This window comes from Bacillus cereus group sp. Bce041 (genome assembly GCF_052646455.1).
On record NZ_JBQXON010000015.1, the window covers coordinates 1 to 16954 of the forward strand.

The window sequence follows — 16954 nt, forward strand, 5'->3', positions numbered from 1 at the left end:
TAAGAGAAAGAGCAAACTGTTGCAAGTTGAGAAATATAAGGCAAACAAAGCGCAAAAGAAGTGTAGGAAGTAGAAATAGGGAAAAGAAAGAGCAACCGTGTTGCAAGTTGAGAAATATAAGGCAAACAAAGCGCAAAAGAAGTGTAGGAAGTAGAAATAGGGAAAAGAAAGAGCAACCGTGTTGCAAGTTGAAGAATTAAGGAAAACAAGGCGCAAAAGAAGTGTAGGAAGTAGAAATAGGTAAGAGAAAGAGCAAACTGTTGCAAGTTGAGAAATATAAGGCAAACAAAGCGCAAAAGAAGTGTAGGAAGTAGAAATAGGGAAAAGAAAGAGCAACCGTGTTGCAAGTTGAGAAATATAAGGCAAACAAAGCGCAAAAGAAGTGTAGGAAGTAGAAATAGGGAAAAGAAAGAGCAGCATGTTGCAAGTTGAGAAATATAAGGCAAACAAAGCGCAAAAGAAGTGTAGGAAGTAGAAATAGGGAAAAGAAAGAGCAACCATGTTGCAAGTTGAAGAATTAAGGAAAGCAAGGTGCAAAAGAAATGTAGGAAGTAGAAATAGGGAAAAGAAAGAGCAACCGTGTTGCAAGTTAAAGAGTTAAGGCAAACAAAGCGCAAAAGGAATGTAAGTAAGGGGAAATAGGTAAGAGGAAGAACAACCTGTTGCAAGTTGAGAAATATAAGGCAAACAAAGTGCAAAGGGAATGTAAGTAGAAATAGGTAAGAGAAAGAGCAACTGTTGCAAGTTGAGGAGTTAAGGAAAGAAAGGCGCAAAAGAAATGCAGTAAGTAGAAATAGGGAAAGAAAGAAACAAAAATTTGTAAATATCTGTTACAATAAATTAAATATAATAGTGGTTAAGATTTTTATACTGAGAATTATTTTATTGTGATCCATGGTTTAGGGAGGAAAAGAAAGTGGATAACCTATTACAAATGTTTCGAGATGCGTTGTTAATCTCTGAGCCAATTTATAAAACTAACGAGCAAGTATGGAATAAGTGGAATGCATACTTTAAAGATGTTGAAAACAATAATAATAAAGTACTCACATCACCCCATGCTTCTCCATCATTTACTGCATTAGTATCTTGGTTAGAGAAAAAGCAAGAGTCCGGAATTACATTAGTACAAATATATGCGAAAATTGATTCTTATAAAGAAGAAATATATAAAGAAATTGAATTATTTATAGAAAAAGAATTTCAAGATGTAGTACATTCTAATTCCTTGATATTGGAAAATGATCAAAATATAGATAAGCCAAATATAGTGAATCATGAGGATTATTACGAGGTAAATAACTCTGCTGTTTATTATAAATTAAGAGATGGGATTGCAAAGAATCAATTTGAAGAAGATGAAATAAGTAAGGTTCTACAATATCCCATTGAAACGAGGTCTTCTAATGGTGTAGCTCAACTGTCTTCACATAAAGATGAAGACTTAAGACTTACCAATATAGAAGAAGCAGCTCGATGGAATACCCTTGTAGATGACGTAATGAGTAATATGGATGATTTAACGGCAGATTGCTTAGATGCAATCACAATACAGTGGATCAATGAAGCAAAATCTCCAGATGATTTTATCGACTTTTCTTATGAACAAGTTTTAGAAATGTGTAACATTCCAAAAACAGTTGTTAAAAATAAAGAATACTATAGAGCGGAAGATAAAATTAAGATAGCAAAGAGAATTGCAGCTTTAGCAAGTATTTTTATCTATTTAAATGATGATAATGAAGTCGTTGTATTAAATGACCGTGATGATGATGGAGAACGTTTAGAATTAAAGCGTGAAGTTATCAAAAGATTATTTGTATTAGATTCAGTTGTTTTATGGAGACATAGTGTTACTAATGAATACATGGGCATTGAATCTTGTCGTATTAAGCCGGGTAGCTTTTTAACTAATTATTTGTATGGATCAAATAATACAACAGCCCTATTGTCTAAAAAAGCACTTGAATACAATAGTTATAGACACAAATATCATAAAAGATTAATTCGATACTTAACATGGCAATGGAGAATTAGACAAATGTATTCATCATTGAAAAAGCCATATTCTATAGGTGGAGACAAAGGACTACTAGCAGTAATGGATATCCCAAAAGATTGGAAGCCGAATCGTATTAGAGAACAGTTAGAAAATGTTCTAATGGATTTAGAAAATGAAAAAGTAATCTCTCATTGGGAGTATAGTGATCCACTGGATGAACAACAAATTGGGAAACGTAATTGGTTTAAAAATTATTACACTAACTTAGGAATAACGATTTTACCACCTGAAGAAATGCTACAGTCAATGGATAGGGTAATAGGAAAGAAGAGTATAGAGGAACCACAAGAGCAGTTACCCGAAGTAACAGTTGTTAAAGAAATAAAGAAGACTGTAGAATCAGTCGAACACATAGAGAAAAAGATCCGTGACCAAATACTGAAAGTACACAATGAAAAAAAGGTAAGCATTCGTGAAATAGCAGATGAAATGAGTATTTCTCCATCGACATTATCTAGATTTTGTAATTATAAAACAAAACGTTTATCTAAAAAGGCGTTAGAAAAGTTAACGAAATGGTGTGAAAGACAAGAAATATTAGAAAAGATGTAACATAGACTAAATATTTCTTTTAATAATATTCAAATTAAAAATACACATACATTATGTATGTGTATTTTACTTATTATTACTAATAAGAGTCTGAATTTTCTTTATTTATGGCGGTTTTGGCAGGTGAAGATCCTACCGAAAAGTCATTATAGTTATGCTGTTTAATCCACTGCAATTAAATTTCTTGTCTTATCGATATGGTTCAGTAACATACGATACTCTTCTTCATACATAGTTATACGTTGTAGAAGAGATTGATTCTCTGTTTCTAAATCTTCAATTTGATTTTGTAACTTTGTCAATTCATTCACATCTTTATAAGTTTGTAGAAAGAGAATAATATCATCTAATGTAATAGACAAAGAGTTTTTTTCTATTTGTGATGGGGAGAAGGGAATGTTGTTTCCCATTTTTCGGTCTTGTTTTGCTTGTTGTATTTCTTCTTGGTATTGTTTTCTCACATATGAATTCCAACGAAATCCACAAGCTGCAGGTGTTCTAGCTAGTAGTTTTGCTACTTCTTTGAATGCAGCTAACTGTGTTCCACCGTTACGAATATTCTGAAGTACTGTTGATGCGAGAAGTAAATCGTTATCATCAGTCCAGGAATCTTGTCTTGAGATTACCACGTTTTAACCCCCCTTATATGTTTTATATTATATATATGCAATTACTCAAAATGATAGAAGTTCAATTTCTCTTGAAATAATTGGGAGTCAGTTGGTAGAAGTATGTATGATTTTACATGCAAAATTGCATTTAAGGTTGACTATTCCATAAGGTGTAACTATACTGGTTACATTAATGCAACTGAATTAATAAAGTTATTGGTATGAATTGGTTGTATTAATGATGTATAAACAAATATTAAAGAATGAATGGAGTTGAAAATATAGTCCTACATATAAAACGTTTGTATAAAAAGAAATTAGGTAATATACATTTTTTTATAAGTATATATAAATAAAAAAGAGGTGTGCGTTTTGAAAATTTTTAAGGGAATTCTAGTTTCTTCAATTGCATTAACAGCATTTAATGGGGTGGGCGGACTACTCCCAAATGAAAAATCAGAAGTTGCTTATGCAGCTACTTACAATTATTCAAATAAGCAATTGAATTCTACTGTACATAAGCAAGTTACTAAACAATTAATTTTGAAATTTAAAAATGAAGCGAATTTACCATATCAGGATGGAATAGAAAAATTCATTAAAGAAGAAAAACAAGATCCTGAATTAATTGGAATTTTAGCTGAATATCCAAATGTAACTATAAATCGACTTTTTAATTCTTTAAATCCTAAAGAAATTAAAAATCTTGGTAAAGAAATAAAAGATTCCGATCAAATTTCTTCTAATTTGTTAAACTATTATATTGTAGAAACTCAAGATGATATTGATGTACAAGCATTACTTACAAAAATTGAAAAATCATCTCTTGTTGAAACGGCGTATTTACAGGAAGAAGAGGCGCCACCAGCAGAGCGTTTGCCAAATTTATCTGTTAATCCATATGATGAGCCTAGACTTACAAGACAAGGTTACCTTGAACCAGCACCATTAGGGATTAATGCACCTTATGCCTGGAGCATAAAAGGTGGAGATGGAAAAGGAACTACTTTCGTAGATATGGAGTATGGGTGGTTATTTAATCATGAGGATTTAGTGAATCAAAAGATTGAATTAATATCTGGACAGAATAAAAGCGAGCACCATGATCATGGTACCTCAGTCTTAGGAATTGTTTCGGCAGAGGATAATAACATAGGTGGAATTGGAATCGCACCGAAAGCTAAGGTAAAGGTTGTATCCCAGATTAGGGATAACGGAAATTATAATACAGCTGATGCTATTTTAAGTGCGGTTAACAATATGCAAGCTGGAGATATTCTTTTACTAGAGGCACAAGCAACTTACGATGGATATGGAGATAAGAACTATTTTCCTGTGGAAGTAAAACCAGACATATTTGATGCAATTCGTATGGGAACAAATAAGGGAATTATTATTATTGAAGCAGGTGCAAACGGCGGAAATGACTTGGATCAATTTAGAGACCGTAATGGTAAACAAGTTTTAAATCGTAATAGTCCTGATTTTAAAGATTCAGGGGCAATTATGGTTGGGGCAGCTTCTGCAAGGGTTCCTCATAAGCGTTCATATTTCTCTAATTATGGTAGTAGAGTGGATGTGTATGGATGGGGGAATGCAGTAGATACTACAGATGCTAAACCAAGTGAATTTATAACAAATCTATATACATCTAGTTTTGCTGGAACCTCTAGCGCATCACCTATTATTGCTGGTGCTGCAGCATCAATTCAAGGAATTGCAAAAAATAATCAGGGGAGAGTATATACACCAAGACAGCTTAGGGCTATTTTAAGTGATTCTAGCACCGGAACGAAATCCAATGATCCAACTTCTGATAAAATTGGTGTTTTACCTGACTTAAAAGCTATTTTATCTAAACTTGGTTTTTCACCAAACTTAGGTAATGATTCTTCCATTGTATTTCCTGAGGAACAAGAAATAAATAAAGGAAATAAGGGAAATGAAGGATCTACTATTACATTCCCGAAAGAAGATACCGCTAATAGTGAAGAGGACTCTAGCTTTATTTTCCCAGAATAATAGAAATACCTCCTATTAAGCATGGGGCAAAATAGTTTACTCAATAAGAACAAAGGATATGAATTCAATAGAAATATGAATTTATATCCTTTTTACTTTAAGCTGTTTTTAATACCTTACAAAAACGTAATGTTAGCGTAATGGAAATGAATTTTGGCAGCCAATAGATTAGGATATAATTTTTGTGAGAAAAGATATGAGGTGAATAATATGAAACGAATAGTGTTTATGTGTAGCGTTTTTGTGATGTTTACTGTGTTGTTATCCGGGTGTAATTTAAATCGTCTTGGTACAGATACATATTATGTGCAAATTACCAAGGATGGTGAAAAATTAAAAGAGAAAAATGTAAATGGAGATACGACTTACGAATATAAATTACTTGGATTTGATAAGGATGGTAAAGAGAAAGAAATGGAGTTTACAGCGTTAAAAAACCTTCGTAAAGAAGCGTTTTTACGTATATATTACTCTGAGAAAAAAGGTGTGAAATCTTGGGAAGAAGTTAAAAAAGACGAACTCCCTACAAAGGTAAAAGAAAAATTAAAGGTGGATTAATATCTTTGTTAGAGCAATATATCCTCAAACTATTAGAATGTATATTGTGAAATAGGCTAAAGTTCTTTAGAGTTGTTAAAGTAAGAGGCTGACAGTTATTGTCAGTCTTTTACTTTTGCACGAAGAAAATATAAAAGGCATTTAACAGACAAGCGTTGGATTATTAACAATTATTTATGATCCAAAGCCACAATATATCTACCCCTGAACTATAATAATTTTAGGTCAGAAATAAGCTTCTGATTTTGTGAGGAGTTAAGTACTAAAAAAGCTTAATTTTGTTTACGTATTTATAGTCGTTTAAAGGATTTATGATTGGTTATGATATAATAAAATTCAAGTACAATAAGGGGGATTAATTAAATGATTTTTCAAAGCATGATAACAGCTATTATAGAAAAATTACAAGAGACGGTGAATCCCTATTGGATAATTGTGTTTGGATCAACGGCTGAGAACAGAGAACGAGAAGATAGTGATATTGATATAGCTTATGTAAGTGACACAACATTAGGGAACTATGAACGTTTTTTATTAGCACAGGAGTTAGCTAACATTGTTCAGAGAGATGTTGATTTAGTTGATTTATCCGAAGCTTCTACAGTTTTTCAAGCTCAGATTATACATACAGGAAAGACAATATTTTGTTCGGATGAAAAACGTAAGGTTATTTTTGAAATGAAAACCTTAAAAATGTATTCAAAATTGAATGAAGAACGACAGGTAGTATTTGATGATATAAAGAAAAGAGGTTCTATATATGAAGAATGAGGTTATTTTAAATAAAATTTCTACAATAGAGCGTTGTATAAAAAGAATCCAAGATGTGTATGGAAATGATCCTGAAAATTTAGAGGACTTTACAAAACAAGATTCAATAATATTGAATATACAAAGAGCTTGTGAAGCGAGTATTGATTTAGCAATGCATATTGTTGCTGGGAAAAAATTAGGACTACCCCAATCTAGTCGAGAGGCCTTTGATTTATTGGTTACAGCAGGATTACTTAGCGCTGATCTAGCAAATAAGTTAAAGGCGATGGTTGGATTTCGTAATATTGCTGTTCATGATTATCAAAGTGTGAATTTAGATATTGTTCGTCAAATTATTGAAAAACATTTAACTGATTTTAAACTATTTACAAAAGAAGTAATGGGGATATTGGAATTTTAGGTAAAAGAACAGAATAATAGGGCTGAGAAAGAAAGTAAATCTATGATTCCCAAACCAGCTATTGAAACAATCACTTAATTTCATAAGAAGAAACGCGTTCATAAGATGAATTTGTTTATGTTGTAGTGAGGCTTTGCATGAGATGTGTAGATAAATAGTAGGGAAAATATCCATATACAATTTTATCAACAAATAAGTAAATATTTTCAAAACTAATTTTTATACATTTAATGTATACCCAAAACAAAAAAGTTTCCATAAGGAAACTTTTTTGTTTTGGGTAAATTTATAATAATTAATTAATATTCAGTTTTTGAAAAAAATGATGAATCATGTCAAATCATCTTCATTTACACAAACATGAACGTAGTATAAAAATGAAGCATATCCAAAATAATTAAAGGGGCTGAAAAAATGATTAAAAAACTTATTATTAGTTCTATTGCTTTAGGTGCAATAATAGGAGTGAGCAAACCTACATTTGCTGCTACAATACATTCTCCATCACAGTTTAAAGAAACTCGAAATGTTCATGTGCAATCCCTATATTCTCCATGGCAGTATTTAGGGCAAACTTCAAGGGAACTTCAAATTAAAAGTAAGGATCCAAAAGTACTAGCTTTTGAACTAGCAAAAGAAGCACCATTTTACGAAGAAGAATTAGTAGACATATGTTCTGAAATTTTAGATGCAAATGTAGATGTTGTATATTGGACAAGTAAGGAATGGGTTAGATTTGAAGAAGGAAATTATGAATTTAAACATGAAATTAAAATTTTTAGAGATAAAGAACGTCAGCAATTAATTACGACACTAGAATCTTAGTTCTTTTACAAAAAAGAAGCTATCTTTAGTATGCTATTCTCCCCTCATAGTAAATAGGAAAAAGAAAACACATTAACCTATTTATTATGGAGGGGATTTTTCTATGGGGTAAATTAGAATTACTTGCTATACAAAATGAAAGGAAAAGGGAGTGGGTTTATACTTAAAAGAAGATATAAAACTGTTAAGAAAGAAATAGACATTTATTATCCAATTGTAAGACGTTAAATGAAATGATTCGAAACTTTAGGTACTAAAGAACTAGAAGAAGAACGTGGGAAAGCAAAAGGGTTATGTTTAGGTAGAATGAAACCTAAAGGTTCGGGTACTAAGACTAAACGATTGGAAGAAGAGGATGGGATGTTAGAAAAATGAAGGAAAGTATGTTGCGAAAGTAAAACTTTTAGGATAATGTACATAAAAAAGACTTCTTCAGCTATCTTAAGTCCGCAAATATATACAATGTTATAATCATCAAAGATTTCAAGAGAAATTAAATAACCTGAGTCCATACAAATATAGACTCAGGTGGCTTAGCTGCGCTTTGAAAATCCTGTCTACCTGAAAGGGCCTTCTCTTTTTATTCTTCAAATAAACAAACTGAAAAAAGATTATTTAGAAGTATTAGTGAATTAACCTCTCTTTAATTCTTATTTCGTGTCTCTTACCTTTAACAAGTACAAACATAACTCATTAATCTATAGCATCTTTAAAATATTTATAAATTTGATGCTATAAAAGCAATAGAATTATGTAATAAGTGAATCAAAAAAACAACCCAAAAAGCAGACATGGTAACCTGATATTTTTCATTCTTTTTTGTATATACCCAATAAGCATAGTTATATAAAAGTCCAATTATCGTTGTACCAACTATATAAGTGATTCCATATGGATGATTTAATCCAAATATAATTGAAGCTATTAAAATGATAAGGTAATCGCGATTTTTAATGTAAGGAATCCAACTTAATAGCCAAAATAAAAATACTTGAAAAATTACTGTTTCATATATAGGTGCCGCTAATACCCCTAATAAAACTTGAAGAATAAGGGGTGCTTCTGTTATTGGGTTTTTTTGTATTTCAGGTAAGAATAGATCTAATGGTATTACGAATAAAAATGATCCTAATAAAATAAGAAAAACAAAAGAAATGGTAGGCAAAGCAAACATAAATCTATTCATTTTTTTTAGCATATATATTTCTCCTATAATCTTTTATTACATCTATACAAAAAGTAATAAATAATTGAGTCTCTTTTTGTTTGATATGCTTTCGTCTACTGTTGATGAAAATCGTTCTTTAATTGGATTCTTGGCTTATATGTAGGTATAGCGATAAAGTAGGGATGTTTTAACACTATATTGTTAACATCAAAATATTAAAGAGCTAAGTGAGATATTAAGGTCATACCAATTTTATGATGAATACAATATCAAGCCCGTTAAGGAAATATGCTGTATAGGGCACGCTTGTACTAATTATTTTACTATATGAATATTTAAGTGCATATAGTTTTGGAGGAGTATGTATTTTTGCATTTTTTAATACAAAAGTTTTTTATTAAAAATTTACTTACTGCGCTAACTCATATGAATTTAAGACAATTGAAGGGTAAAGGCCAAAAGAGTCCAAGTTTAGATTGTACAGGTAAATATTATAATGTTATAGAAAAATAAGGAAAAAAGTTATAAAATAGGAGATTGAATTAAACTTTCAGATTTTATTGTTCTGCAAGATAAAAATAACTAAAGATGAGGCTCTTAAAAATTCTTATCTTTAGTTAAAACTAACAATATTATAAAAAATCCTCGCTGAAGGTACTGCAACAAATCTAATTTGAAAATCTTTAGGAGATAAATATGGAATTTTAAATATTCTTAGTCGTCTATTAAACATTATAGCAATTATTATAGACAAATCCTTTAATATCATCGATTTAGAAGAAATCAGTACAAATAGAAAAGGTGAAGTGGTAGAAGTATTACGTCTTCCTTTTAATAGATTTCCAGGAGCAGCTGGACATATAAAAAATGCAATTGTAAATGAAAAAAATTGGAACGTTTGGTTGAACGATTAGTATGCTATTTTAAAGTTTAAATTAATAACAGAAAGAGAACCTTTTAATATGTTACTACTTTGTTTTTGTATTGTTGAAAATAAGAAAGGAGAAATCAATGAAAAAATATTGGCATAAGCTATCGTTGCTTCAAAAAAATGTATTACTAACGGTATTAGTAATTCTAACGCTTGTAGGAAGTATGGGGTTGTTAAGTTTTAACATGTTTCAAAATAGTATGATGTCTATATTTGAAAGGCAGTCTTTTGAAACAGGAGAGACAATAATAAATCAATTAGATCTAGAAATAGTAAGAGATGTAGCAAAAGACCCCACAGCTCAAAGAGTGAAGAAAGAAAAATTGACGGAGCAATTAGATAAATCTATAAAAGATATGAAAAGTGTTGGACAAACATATGTTACAGGAGCCAAGCTAAGTGAAAAAGCTGAATTACAAATAGTAGCTCTGGATACAGAATTAGCAAATACTGTTTCTGTAAAACCAGGTGAATACTATGAGCAGCCTACTTATTGGATGAAAACATATGATAAAGTAATACAAACAAAACAGGCACAAATGACAGAAGTGTATGAAGATGAATTAGGGTTCTGGGTAACAATTTTAGAGCCAGTTATAGATGAAAATAAAAATATAATTGCAATTGTTGCAGCGGATTTGGAAGCTTCTATTATTCCTCTTACAAAGAAAAACTTTATGATACAAGGTTTACTATTTATTATAATTTCATTAACTATCGCAATTACAATTCAAATATTTATCTCACGAAACTCTCTATTGCCTTTAAAGGATTTACAAGAAGGGTTACGTAAAGTTGGTGAAGGGGATTTAAGTATTAAATTGAATGAAAGATCTGATGATATAGGGATAACTAATATATATTTTAATAACACTATTCAAAAGTTTAATAGGATTATAGATAAAGTAAGGCAGACTGCTGAACAGGTTTCGACATCTTCACAGGAATTGTCGGTAAGTACAAAAGAGAATAGCATAGCCTTTAAAGAAATTGCAAGTGCTATTACAGGATTAAATTTAGGAGCACATTCTCATGAATATGTAGTGCAAAAATGTTTAGAGATTATTCAAGAAATGGAAAGTAAGATGAAAGAAATTAAAGGAGCTGCAAAACAAGTTGGCAATGCTTTGGAAGACATGGAACAGCATTCTGTAGAGGGAAAAGATTTGATTAAGCAAATCGTGAATCAAATGAAAAGAATCCAAGATACAGTTCAGGATGTACCTTCTAGTATTTATGCATTCGAAGCACGATCTAAGGAAATTCATGAAATTCTTACTGTAATTACAACCATTTCTAATCAAACAAATTCATTAGCTTTAAATGCTTCTACTGAATCCTCATGTGCTGGAGAGATGGGGGAAGAATTTTCAGGTGTTGCGGACGAGGTACGTATATTAGCGGAAAGAACCGAGGCATCTGCAAGGGATATAGCTAAATTAATTGGTGAAACCCAGGCTGAAGCAGAGAGAGCTGTAAGATCCATACAGAAGAGTTCAAAGGAAGTAGAATTAGGAATAACACTTGTTCAAAGTAGTGGTGCATTCTTTGAAAAGATTTCAGAATCTGCACAATCTGTTACAAATCAAATTAAAGCGACTTCGAATCATTCAAGTGACATTCTAAAAAATAATCAAACTATTGTTCAGTTTATAAATGAATTATCACACATTGCAAATACATATGTGAATAGCAGTAGTAATGTGGGGACAAGTATGAAAGAGCAAGAACTATATGTACAAGATATTGCAGAGTTAGCAAATTCTTTAAATTGGCTCTCGCAAGAGTTACAGGGGTTAATAGGGGAATTTAAAAGTAAGTAGGATAGAAGAAGGTAAAGGTATAGGGTATGACCTATACCTTTATTTATTCCCACATAAGGGATGAAAGCTTAGGTATATATGTAAAATAGCTAAACGAATAATTTTTTTGCATATTTTGTTGGAAATAGAGCATGATATTACCAAATTCAACGGAGGTGTTTAAAAAATGCAAATTCGCGAAAATAATAATTCAAACGAAATCTTAATAGCAGCTGCAGCAAGTGCAATTGAACAAATGAAATATGAAATTGCTCAGGAGTTTGGTGTTACACTTGGACCGGATTCAACTGCACGAGCAAATGGTTCAGTAGGTGGAGAAATTACAAAACGTTTAGTTCGTATGGCGCAAGAGCAGCTATCTGGTCAATATAAAATTCACTAAAACTAAAGGTATATCCCATTGAAGGGATATACCTTTTTAATTTGTTTGTAAAGACGATCGTTACATTTTTTATTATTGGTTAAGTTTAGAAACAGCAAATTTAGCTGTAAAATTCATCTTCTTCATGTACGTAGAATTTACACCTGCTTGAAATTGTACAGAAATATTACCGTCTTTTTGCGCTTTAAATACGCGACCATATGGGGAATTAGCATTGAATGTGCCAATTACTTGATTATCCGCATCAAAGACCGTATAAGAAATTGGGAACCCTGAATTTTGTACAAAGACTGTAAGTTCGTCCCCTTTTTTAAGATTAAATGATTCTTTTTGAGACACTTCATAGGAACTCATAGAGTAGTATTTTGTGACTTCTTGAATTTCTAAATTCGTAGTAGCTGCACTCGCTTTTGATGCCTCAGCCCCTGGTAAGTTCATACCTGATAATACTGCAATTCCTAGTGCCCCTGCTAAAATCAATTTTTTCATAATAGTATTTCCTCCTTTAATATATTGTGAGATTTGAAACGAAAGTGAAAATTTCAACCCCTGAAACCATTATAGTTACAATGAGAATTATTTTCAATAAGGGTTAGTATGTAATTTTGCATATATAAAGTATTAACATAAGGTAATCAGTCAAGTTTTGAAGTATTCTTAACAGAAGGGAAGGAAAAAATTAAAAAATCATGAATGATATTGTAACCGAACTATATATCTTTTGAGCATATTCCGTCTGCATCAAGTGAATATATTATTAATTTTATTTTTATTTGTTTTTTATTATAAAACATTTTAAGGTTGATAAAGTTTCATTTAATGGAATTATTAAACAAAAATGATAAATTATATGTTATGATGAAAAGGCAATAAAGTACATCATCCTGACTTTATTGTGTATGTTTAGCCTATGTATGTCGTTTGTATTAGAAATAAGAAGTCTCCTTAAAAAGAGACTTCTTATTTTTTGTATGGAGGGGTTATTATAGATGATGGATTATTATCAATTTTTTTTAATTACCATGGCAGGCATTGCCTTATTTTTTTATATACAACATGCTGGAAAACCAACGAAAAGAAACAAATGGAAGTTTTTAATTATAGTATTTTTATTTTATCTTTTGAATTATTTATTTCTTAAATTTTTATAAATAAATATAGGAGGGGATACGTATTGAATTCTAAAATATAAGAAAAAGGAAGGGATAATCCTTCCTTTCATCATCCAGTATGCCCATGTGAATATTTAATAACATTTATGGTACTTTGAGAGCCTGTTGAAGAATTTGATCCAAAAGTTACTGTTACAACAATTAAAATACCTAGTAAGCTAACCGCTAATTTTTTCATTTTAATGCTCCTTTTTTAAAGTTTTTTTCACTGGCTTTACTAGCTTCATAAAAATAATAGCTGGCTTTTTTATGATTATTTTCTTTGTAAAATTGGGTTGCTAACTTTTCAGTATATTCATTTATATACTCATATAGTTCTTCTCGTTCAAAATAAGAAATTCCTTCTAAAACAGCTTTTTCTAAATCATTAGCACAGCTATGTAGATTTATTTTTTCTAAAATATTAAAGTGATGAATATAACCTTCAATTCCCAATTGAGTAGAGAGTTGAAGGCCCTTTTTTATTAATTCTTGAGCAATTTCATGTTCTCCTAATTTATAATGCTCTCTAGCTTCAATGAATACAGCTTTATAATCGCTGGGTAGTTTCTGATTAACTTCGGATAAATATCGTAATGCTACTTCAGATAGATTCTGAGTAGCGTACATAAACCCTAGATTGTGACGGACAATTAAAATATTGTATTCTAAATTTTCTTTTTGGAATGTATCCATAGCAGAGATAAAGTGTTCCTCAGCTAATTCCCATTCTTTTAAATGAGTGCATGCTAATCCATATAAGTTATTACAGAAGGCAACTTTTAATTCATATCCAGGATGCTTTGAAAATATATCTTTAGCCTTCATTACATGATTAATACATAAAATTGATCTATGTGTATGACAATAGAAAATGGCTAACTCATAATGGAATTCAGCATGTTCAATCTCATCAGGTATTGTTTCTAACAGGTATTCTGCTTTATCGTAATGTATTTTTGCAAGACTATGATTGCCGGTAACATTGGAATGAATGGCTTTAAAGAAGTGATAATAGTATGAAAGGAAATCGTCTGTAGGAGTTTTGTAAGCATCACTTTGTTTAAAGCTATCTTTAGAAATACTTAAGCTATCAATTAAATATTGATGTCTAAAATCTAGTAGTGAGTAGTATAATAATATCGTTTGATTTTCTTCTATATTATGAATTCTGTTTTCAATTTCTTGTTTAAGTAATTGAGCGGCGTCTACATGCCTAGCCCTAATTTCTTGATACCATTCATTTAATAAATGAGTTATTTGCTCGTTCCCCTGTATATGAACATTCATTGTTCAATTTCATCCTCTCCAAAGATATTATTCAGCAATTAGTATCATATCAGAAATTTCCTCTATCAAAATCTATTTAATAGCATTTATCAATATAAGACGGAATATTCTATTAATTTATATTTATTGAGATTCAAGTAGTATGTATTATTGTAATTTCTGTAAAAATAATCTTTTTTGATTTGAAGATTTGATCAAAATATATTTTTTTAACAGGCGAAAAGGGAACCATACCTAAGTAATTATGTATAGCAATAATAGGAAAAAAGAAATAAATAATAAAGGGGAATTTGAAATGTTAGAGTTAAAAGAAAAGAAATCTTGGAAGAGGATAAGATGTTTGATATATCGTATTATATAAATATAGATGAGTTAAATATGATTTCTGACTTTAAAGAATTAAAGGAGGGTTGTATTCGTGTAGCAACAAACTTATATGGTAAAAATTCATCTGAAGTACAAGCTGTCCAACAAGCTTATAAAGCAGCTTATATTTAATCTCTTAATAGGGTGTAGATTATTATTTGCTATTACTAAATGAATAATAACATAATAATATAATGATATTTTGACATTAGAAAAGGAAACGCTTTTAGAGTGTTTCCCTTTCTAATGTAATTGATTTTATTTTTTAGATCTCACATAACCAGCTGCTTGAGCATCAGTTTCTGAACAGAACCAAACAATATTGTCTTTTGTAGAATCATAATATTGTCCACCAGGAACATGGTATTTTTTCGAATTGGCATTTCCTTTAATTTGTCCTTTACAAGTGGTATTGGATTCTTTGTCATCACTAGGATCATTTTGGAAAGGTTTCCGATTAGAACCGTTATGATTACCACTAGATGAGGAAACGACAGCATTACTCTTTTGTGAAGCTTCTTCCTGGGCCTTACGATTAGCTTCTTCTTGAGCTTTACGGTTAGCTTCTTCCTGAGCTTTACGTTGAGTCTCTTCTTGAGTTTTACGGTTAGCTTCTTCTTGAGCTTTACGGTTAGCTTCTTCCTGAGCTTTACGGTTAGCTTCTTCCTGAGCTTTATGGTCAGCTTCTTCTTGAGCTTTACGGTTAGCTTCTTCCTGAGCTTTACGCTGAGTCTCTTCTTGAGCTTTACGGTCAGCTTCTTCCTTACTCTTTGTGTCTGCTGTATCTTTTTTAGTATCTTGTGAAGTGGCAACTTTGGTGTCTGCCTTTTGTACAGTTTGATTGGAAGTTGATTTTCCATCAATAAATACAATACCCATTAAAAATAAAGCTAGTGCTAGATATAAATATGAATATACTACTTTCTTTCTGGTTTTAATTTGTATTTTGGGTAACACAAATTGTGGTTTGATTAATCCAATAATTAAAGCAAGTAAGCTTAATGAAAATCCCAAAAAACCAATATTAACAAGGGCAGGGCGAATAGAATTTGGAATAATTGCTTGAAGTATTAAAAATAAAATAAAGATATAAACAATGGAAGCAATAAACATTTTCCATGCGGTTTTAGAGCGATAACCAAAAATTTTTCTCCAGTTCATTTAAGAACCTCCTTATCTAAGATACTAGATTTTGCTTATAAATTATAATAATGTAATGATTTAATATCGAGATGTAATTCATCACCTCTCATTTAATAAAATTAATGTATTTATGTAACAAATATACATATGTAAGCATATCATTGTCGTTAACAAATTTTCCATTTTTTATTTTCATTTTTTCTTGCTTACTTGAAAAATTTTAGTATATTAGAGATTTTAGATGCTTTATTTTGACTCATTCGTTAGCAAATGAAAGTTTAATCATCATCTAAAAGGAAAACTTGGTGTTAAAATATGAATTAATATAAGATAGTAAGTATTAATTAAACTGTATAAGGAAGTGAGTAAGTATGAAGAGAAAAATATCAGTGGTTGGTGCGGTAATTGTTAATGAAAATAATGAAGTCTTATGTGCATTACGTTCTCCTACAATGACGTTACCAAATTATTGGGAATTTCCAGGTGGTAAGATAAACAAGGGAGAAGAGCCACCAGCTGCATTAATTCGTGAAATTAAAGAAGAGCTTGGATGTACAATTGTTGTAGATGAGAAGGTAGAGGAAGTCGAGTACGAGTATGAAACTATTGTTGTTCATCTTACTACATATAAAGCTAGAATTTTGGCAGGTAAGCCTAAAGCTCTCGAGCATGCAGAGCTAAAATGGATGAGTATTAAAGATTTAAAGCATTTAAAGTGGGCACCTGCTGATATTCCTACCGTAGAAGCACTGTAGGAATATTTTAATGAAATATCCTTGAGAATTATACTTGTATTATGTAATATATAATTATATTGTTAGTTTATTTGATTCCGTTTATTCCCACATCTTATGTGATGTGGTTGAGTTGTAGAAGCAAGTTTTTTCTTGTTTCAA

General features: G+C 30.8%; 16 protein-coding genes and 1 pseudogene. 11 read left to right on the forward strand and 6 right to left on the reverse strand.

What is annotated here, in order from left to right:
* The first annotated feature begins 916 nt into the window (after positions 1 to 916).
* Entirely contained in the window at positions 917 to 2614 is a 1698-nt protein-coding gene (locus tag ACUN13_RS27125) for a helix-turn-helix domain-containing protein (RefSeq protein WP_130068386.1), read from the forward strand.
* A 161-nt stretch (positions 2615 to 2775) separates the two neighbouring features.
* On the opposite strand, the gene ACUN13_RS27130 is transcribed toward ACUN13_RS27125, so the two are convergent.
* On the reverse strand, positions 2776 to 3243 hold the full coding sequence (locus ACUN13_RS27130; RefSeq protein ID WP_000237075.1) for an RsfA family transcriptional regulator: 468 nt from the start codon (positions 3241 to 3243) through the stop codon (positions 2776 to 2778).
* A gap of 354 nt (positions 3244 to 3597) precedes the next feature.
* On the opposite strand from ACUN13_RS27130, the gene ACUN13_RS27135 reads away from it, so the two are divergent.
* From ACUN13_RS27135 to ACUN13_RS27160, 6 genes are all read left to right on the forward strand, one after another.
* The gene (locus ACUN13_RS27135; protein ID WP_053514496.1) at positions 3598 to 5247 is read left to right on the forward strand and encodes a S8 family peptidase; all 1650 of its coding nucleotides are present in this window, start codon (positions 3598 to 3600) and stop codon (positions 5245 to 5247) included.
* Positions 5248 to 5457: 210 nt separating this feature from the next.
* Positions 5458 to 5805, forward strand: a complete 348-nt coding sequence (locus ACUN13_RS27140; RefSeq protein ID WP_025688475.1) for a YxeA family protein — start codon at positions 5458 to 5460, stop codon at positions 5803 to 5805.
* Between the two features lie 363 nt (positions 5806 to 6168).
* Complete coding sequence (mntA, locus tag ACUN13_RS27145; RefSeq protein ID WP_000577229.1) at positions 6169 to 6576, forward strand: type VII toxin-antitoxin system MntA family adenylyltransferase antitoxin; 408 nt, start codon at positions 6169 to 6171, stop codon at positions 6574 to 6576.
* Positions 6566 to 6979: a type VII toxin-antitoxin system HepT family RNase toxin gene (hepT, locus tag ACUN13_RS27150; RefSeq protein WP_000787540.1), complete on the forward strand. Its 414-nt coding sequence runs from the start codon at positions 6566 to 6568 to the stop codon at positions 6977 to 6979. Before mntA ends, hepT begins: the two co-directional genes overlap by 11 nt.
* Before the next feature lie 414 nt (positions 6980 to 7393).
* Positions 7394 to 7804, forward strand: coding sequence for a hypothetical protein (locus tag ACUN13_RS27155; RefSeq protein WP_438906338.1), 411 nt, complete (start codon positions 7394 to 7396; stop codon positions 7802 to 7804).
* A gap of 457 nt (positions 7805 to 8261) precedes the next feature.
* Positions 8262 to 8369, forward strand: coding sequence for an IS3 family transposase (locus tag ACUN13_RS27160; protein ID WP_130068854.1), 108 nt, complete (start codon positions 8262 to 8264; stop codon positions 8367 to 8369).
* A 153-nt stretch (positions 8370 to 8522) separates the two neighbouring features.
* On the opposite strand, the gene ACUN13_RS27165 is transcribed toward ACUN13_RS27160, so the two are convergent.
* On the reverse strand, positions 8523 to 9002 hold the full coding sequence (locus ACUN13_RS27165; protein WP_088346538.1) for a CPBP family intramembrane glutamic endopeptidase: 480 nt from the start codon (positions 9000 to 9002) through the stop codon (positions 8523 to 8525).
* A 981-nt stretch (positions 9003 to 9983) separates the two neighbouring features.
* On the opposite strand from ACUN13_RS27165, the gene ACUN13_RS27170 reads away from it, so the two are divergent.
* Positions 9984 to 11726, forward strand: coding sequence for a methyl-accepting chemotaxis protein (locus ACUN13_RS27170; protein WP_445424049.1), 1743 nt, complete (start codon positions 9984 to 9986; stop codon positions 11724 to 11726).
* Between the two features lie 166 nt (positions 11727 to 11892).
* On the forward strand, positions 11893 to 12108 hold the full coding sequence (locus ACUN13_RS27175; protein ID WP_001167047.1) for an alpha/beta-type small acid-soluble spore protein: 216 nt from the start codon (positions 11893 to 11895) through the stop codon (positions 12106 to 12108).
* A 72-nt stretch (positions 12109 to 12180) separates the two neighbouring features.
* On the opposite strand, the gene ACUN13_RS27180 is transcribed toward ACUN13_RS27175, so the two are convergent.
* The 3 genes from ACUN13_RS27180 to ACUN13_RS27190 form a co-directional block, all read right to left on the reverse strand.
* Entirely contained in the window at positions 12181 to 12597 is a 417-nt protein-coding gene (locus ACUN13_RS27180; RefSeq protein WP_089607965.1) for a hypothetical protein, read from the reverse strand.
* Between the two features lie 732 nt (positions 12598 to 13329).
* Positions 13330 to 13458 (reverse strand): hypothetical protein, encoded by a 129-nt coding sequence (locus ACUN13_RS27185; RefSeq protein ID WP_000732002.1) that lies wholly within the window; start codon positions 13456 to 13458, stop codon positions 13330 to 13332.
* Positions 13455 to 14549 (reverse strand): Rap family tetratricopeptide repeat protein, encoded by a 1095-nt coding sequence (locus ACUN13_RS27190; protein ID WP_088346534.1) that lies wholly within the window; start codon positions 14547 to 14549, stop codon positions 13455 to 13457. Before ACUN13_RS27190 ends, ACUN13_RS27185 begins: the two co-directional genes overlap by 4 nt.
* 327 nt (positions 14550 to 14876) lie before the next feature.
* Between ACUN13_RS27190 and ACUN13_RS27195 the strand changes: the two are divergent.
* Positions 14877 to 15047 (forward strand): annotated as a pseudogene (locus ACUN13_RS27195) (M4 family metallopeptidase); the annotation flags it as partial.
* Between the two features lie 126 nt (positions 15048 to 15173).
* On the opposite strand, the gene ACUN13_RS27200 reads toward ACUN13_RS27195, so the two are convergent.
* The gene (locus tag ACUN13_RS27200; protein ID WP_445424050.1) at positions 15174 to 16076 is read right to left on the reverse strand and encodes a sunset domain-containing protein; all 903 of its coding nucleotides are present in this window, start codon (positions 16074 to 16076) and stop codon (positions 15174 to 15176) included.
* A gap of 353 nt (positions 16077 to 16429) precedes the next feature.
* On the opposite strand from ACUN13_RS27200, the gene ACUN13_RS27205 reads away from it, so the two are divergent.
* Complete coding sequence (locus ACUN13_RS27205; RefSeq protein WP_000823376.1) at positions 16430 to 16813, forward strand: (deoxy)nucleoside triphosphate pyrophosphohydrolase; 384 nt, start codon at positions 16430 to 16432, stop codon at positions 16811 to 16813.
* Positions 16814 to 16954: the final 141 nt, after the last annotated feature.

Coding starts and splice junctions, on each gene's coding strand:
- ACUN13_RS27140 (WP_025688475.1), top strand. CDS start 5,458: ATGAAACGAATAGTGTTTATGTGTAGCGTTTTTGTGATGTTTACTGTG.
- mntA (WP_000577229.1), top strand. CDS start 6,169: ATGATTTTTCAAAGCATGATAACAGCTATTATAGAAAAATTACAAGAG.
- hepT (WP_000787540.1), top strand. CDS start 6,566: ATGAAGAATGAGGTTATTTTAAATAAAATTTCTACAATAGAGCGTTGT.
- ACUN13_RS27155 (WP_438906338.1), top strand. CDS start 7,394: ATGATTAAAAAACTTATTATTAGTTCTATTGCTTTAGGTGCAATAATA.
- ACUN13_RS27165 (WP_088346538.1), bottom strand. CDS start 9,002: ATGCTAAAAAAAATGAATAGATTTATGTTTGCTTTGCCTACCATTTCT.
- ACUN13_RS27170 (WP_445424049.1), top strand. CDS start 9,984: ATGAAAAAATATTGGCATAAGCTATCGTTGCTTCAAAAAAATGTATTA.
- ACUN13_RS27175 (WP_001167047.1), top strand. CDS start 11,893: ATGCAAATTCGCGAAAATAATAATTCAAACGAAATCTTAATAGCAGCT.
- ACUN13_RS27180 (WP_089607965.1), bottom strand. CDS start 12,597: ATGAAAAAATTGATTTTAGCAGGGGCACTAGGAATTGCAGTATTATCA.
- ACUN13_RS27185 (WP_000732002.1), bottom strand. CDS start 13,458: ATGAAAAAATTAGCGGTTAGCTTACTAGGTATTTTAATTGTTGTAACA.
- ACUN13_RS27190 (WP_088346534.1), bottom strand. CDS start 14,549: ATGAATGTTCATATACAGGGGAACGAGCAAATAACTCATTTATTAAAT.
- ACUN13_RS27200 (WP_445424050.1), bottom strand. CDS start 16,076: ATGAACTGGAGAAAAATTTTTGGTTATCGCTCTAAAACCGCATGGAAA.
- ACUN13_RS27205 (WP_000823376.1), top strand. CDS start 16,430: ATGAAGAGAAAAATATCAGTGGTTGGTGCGGTAATTGTTAATGAAAAT.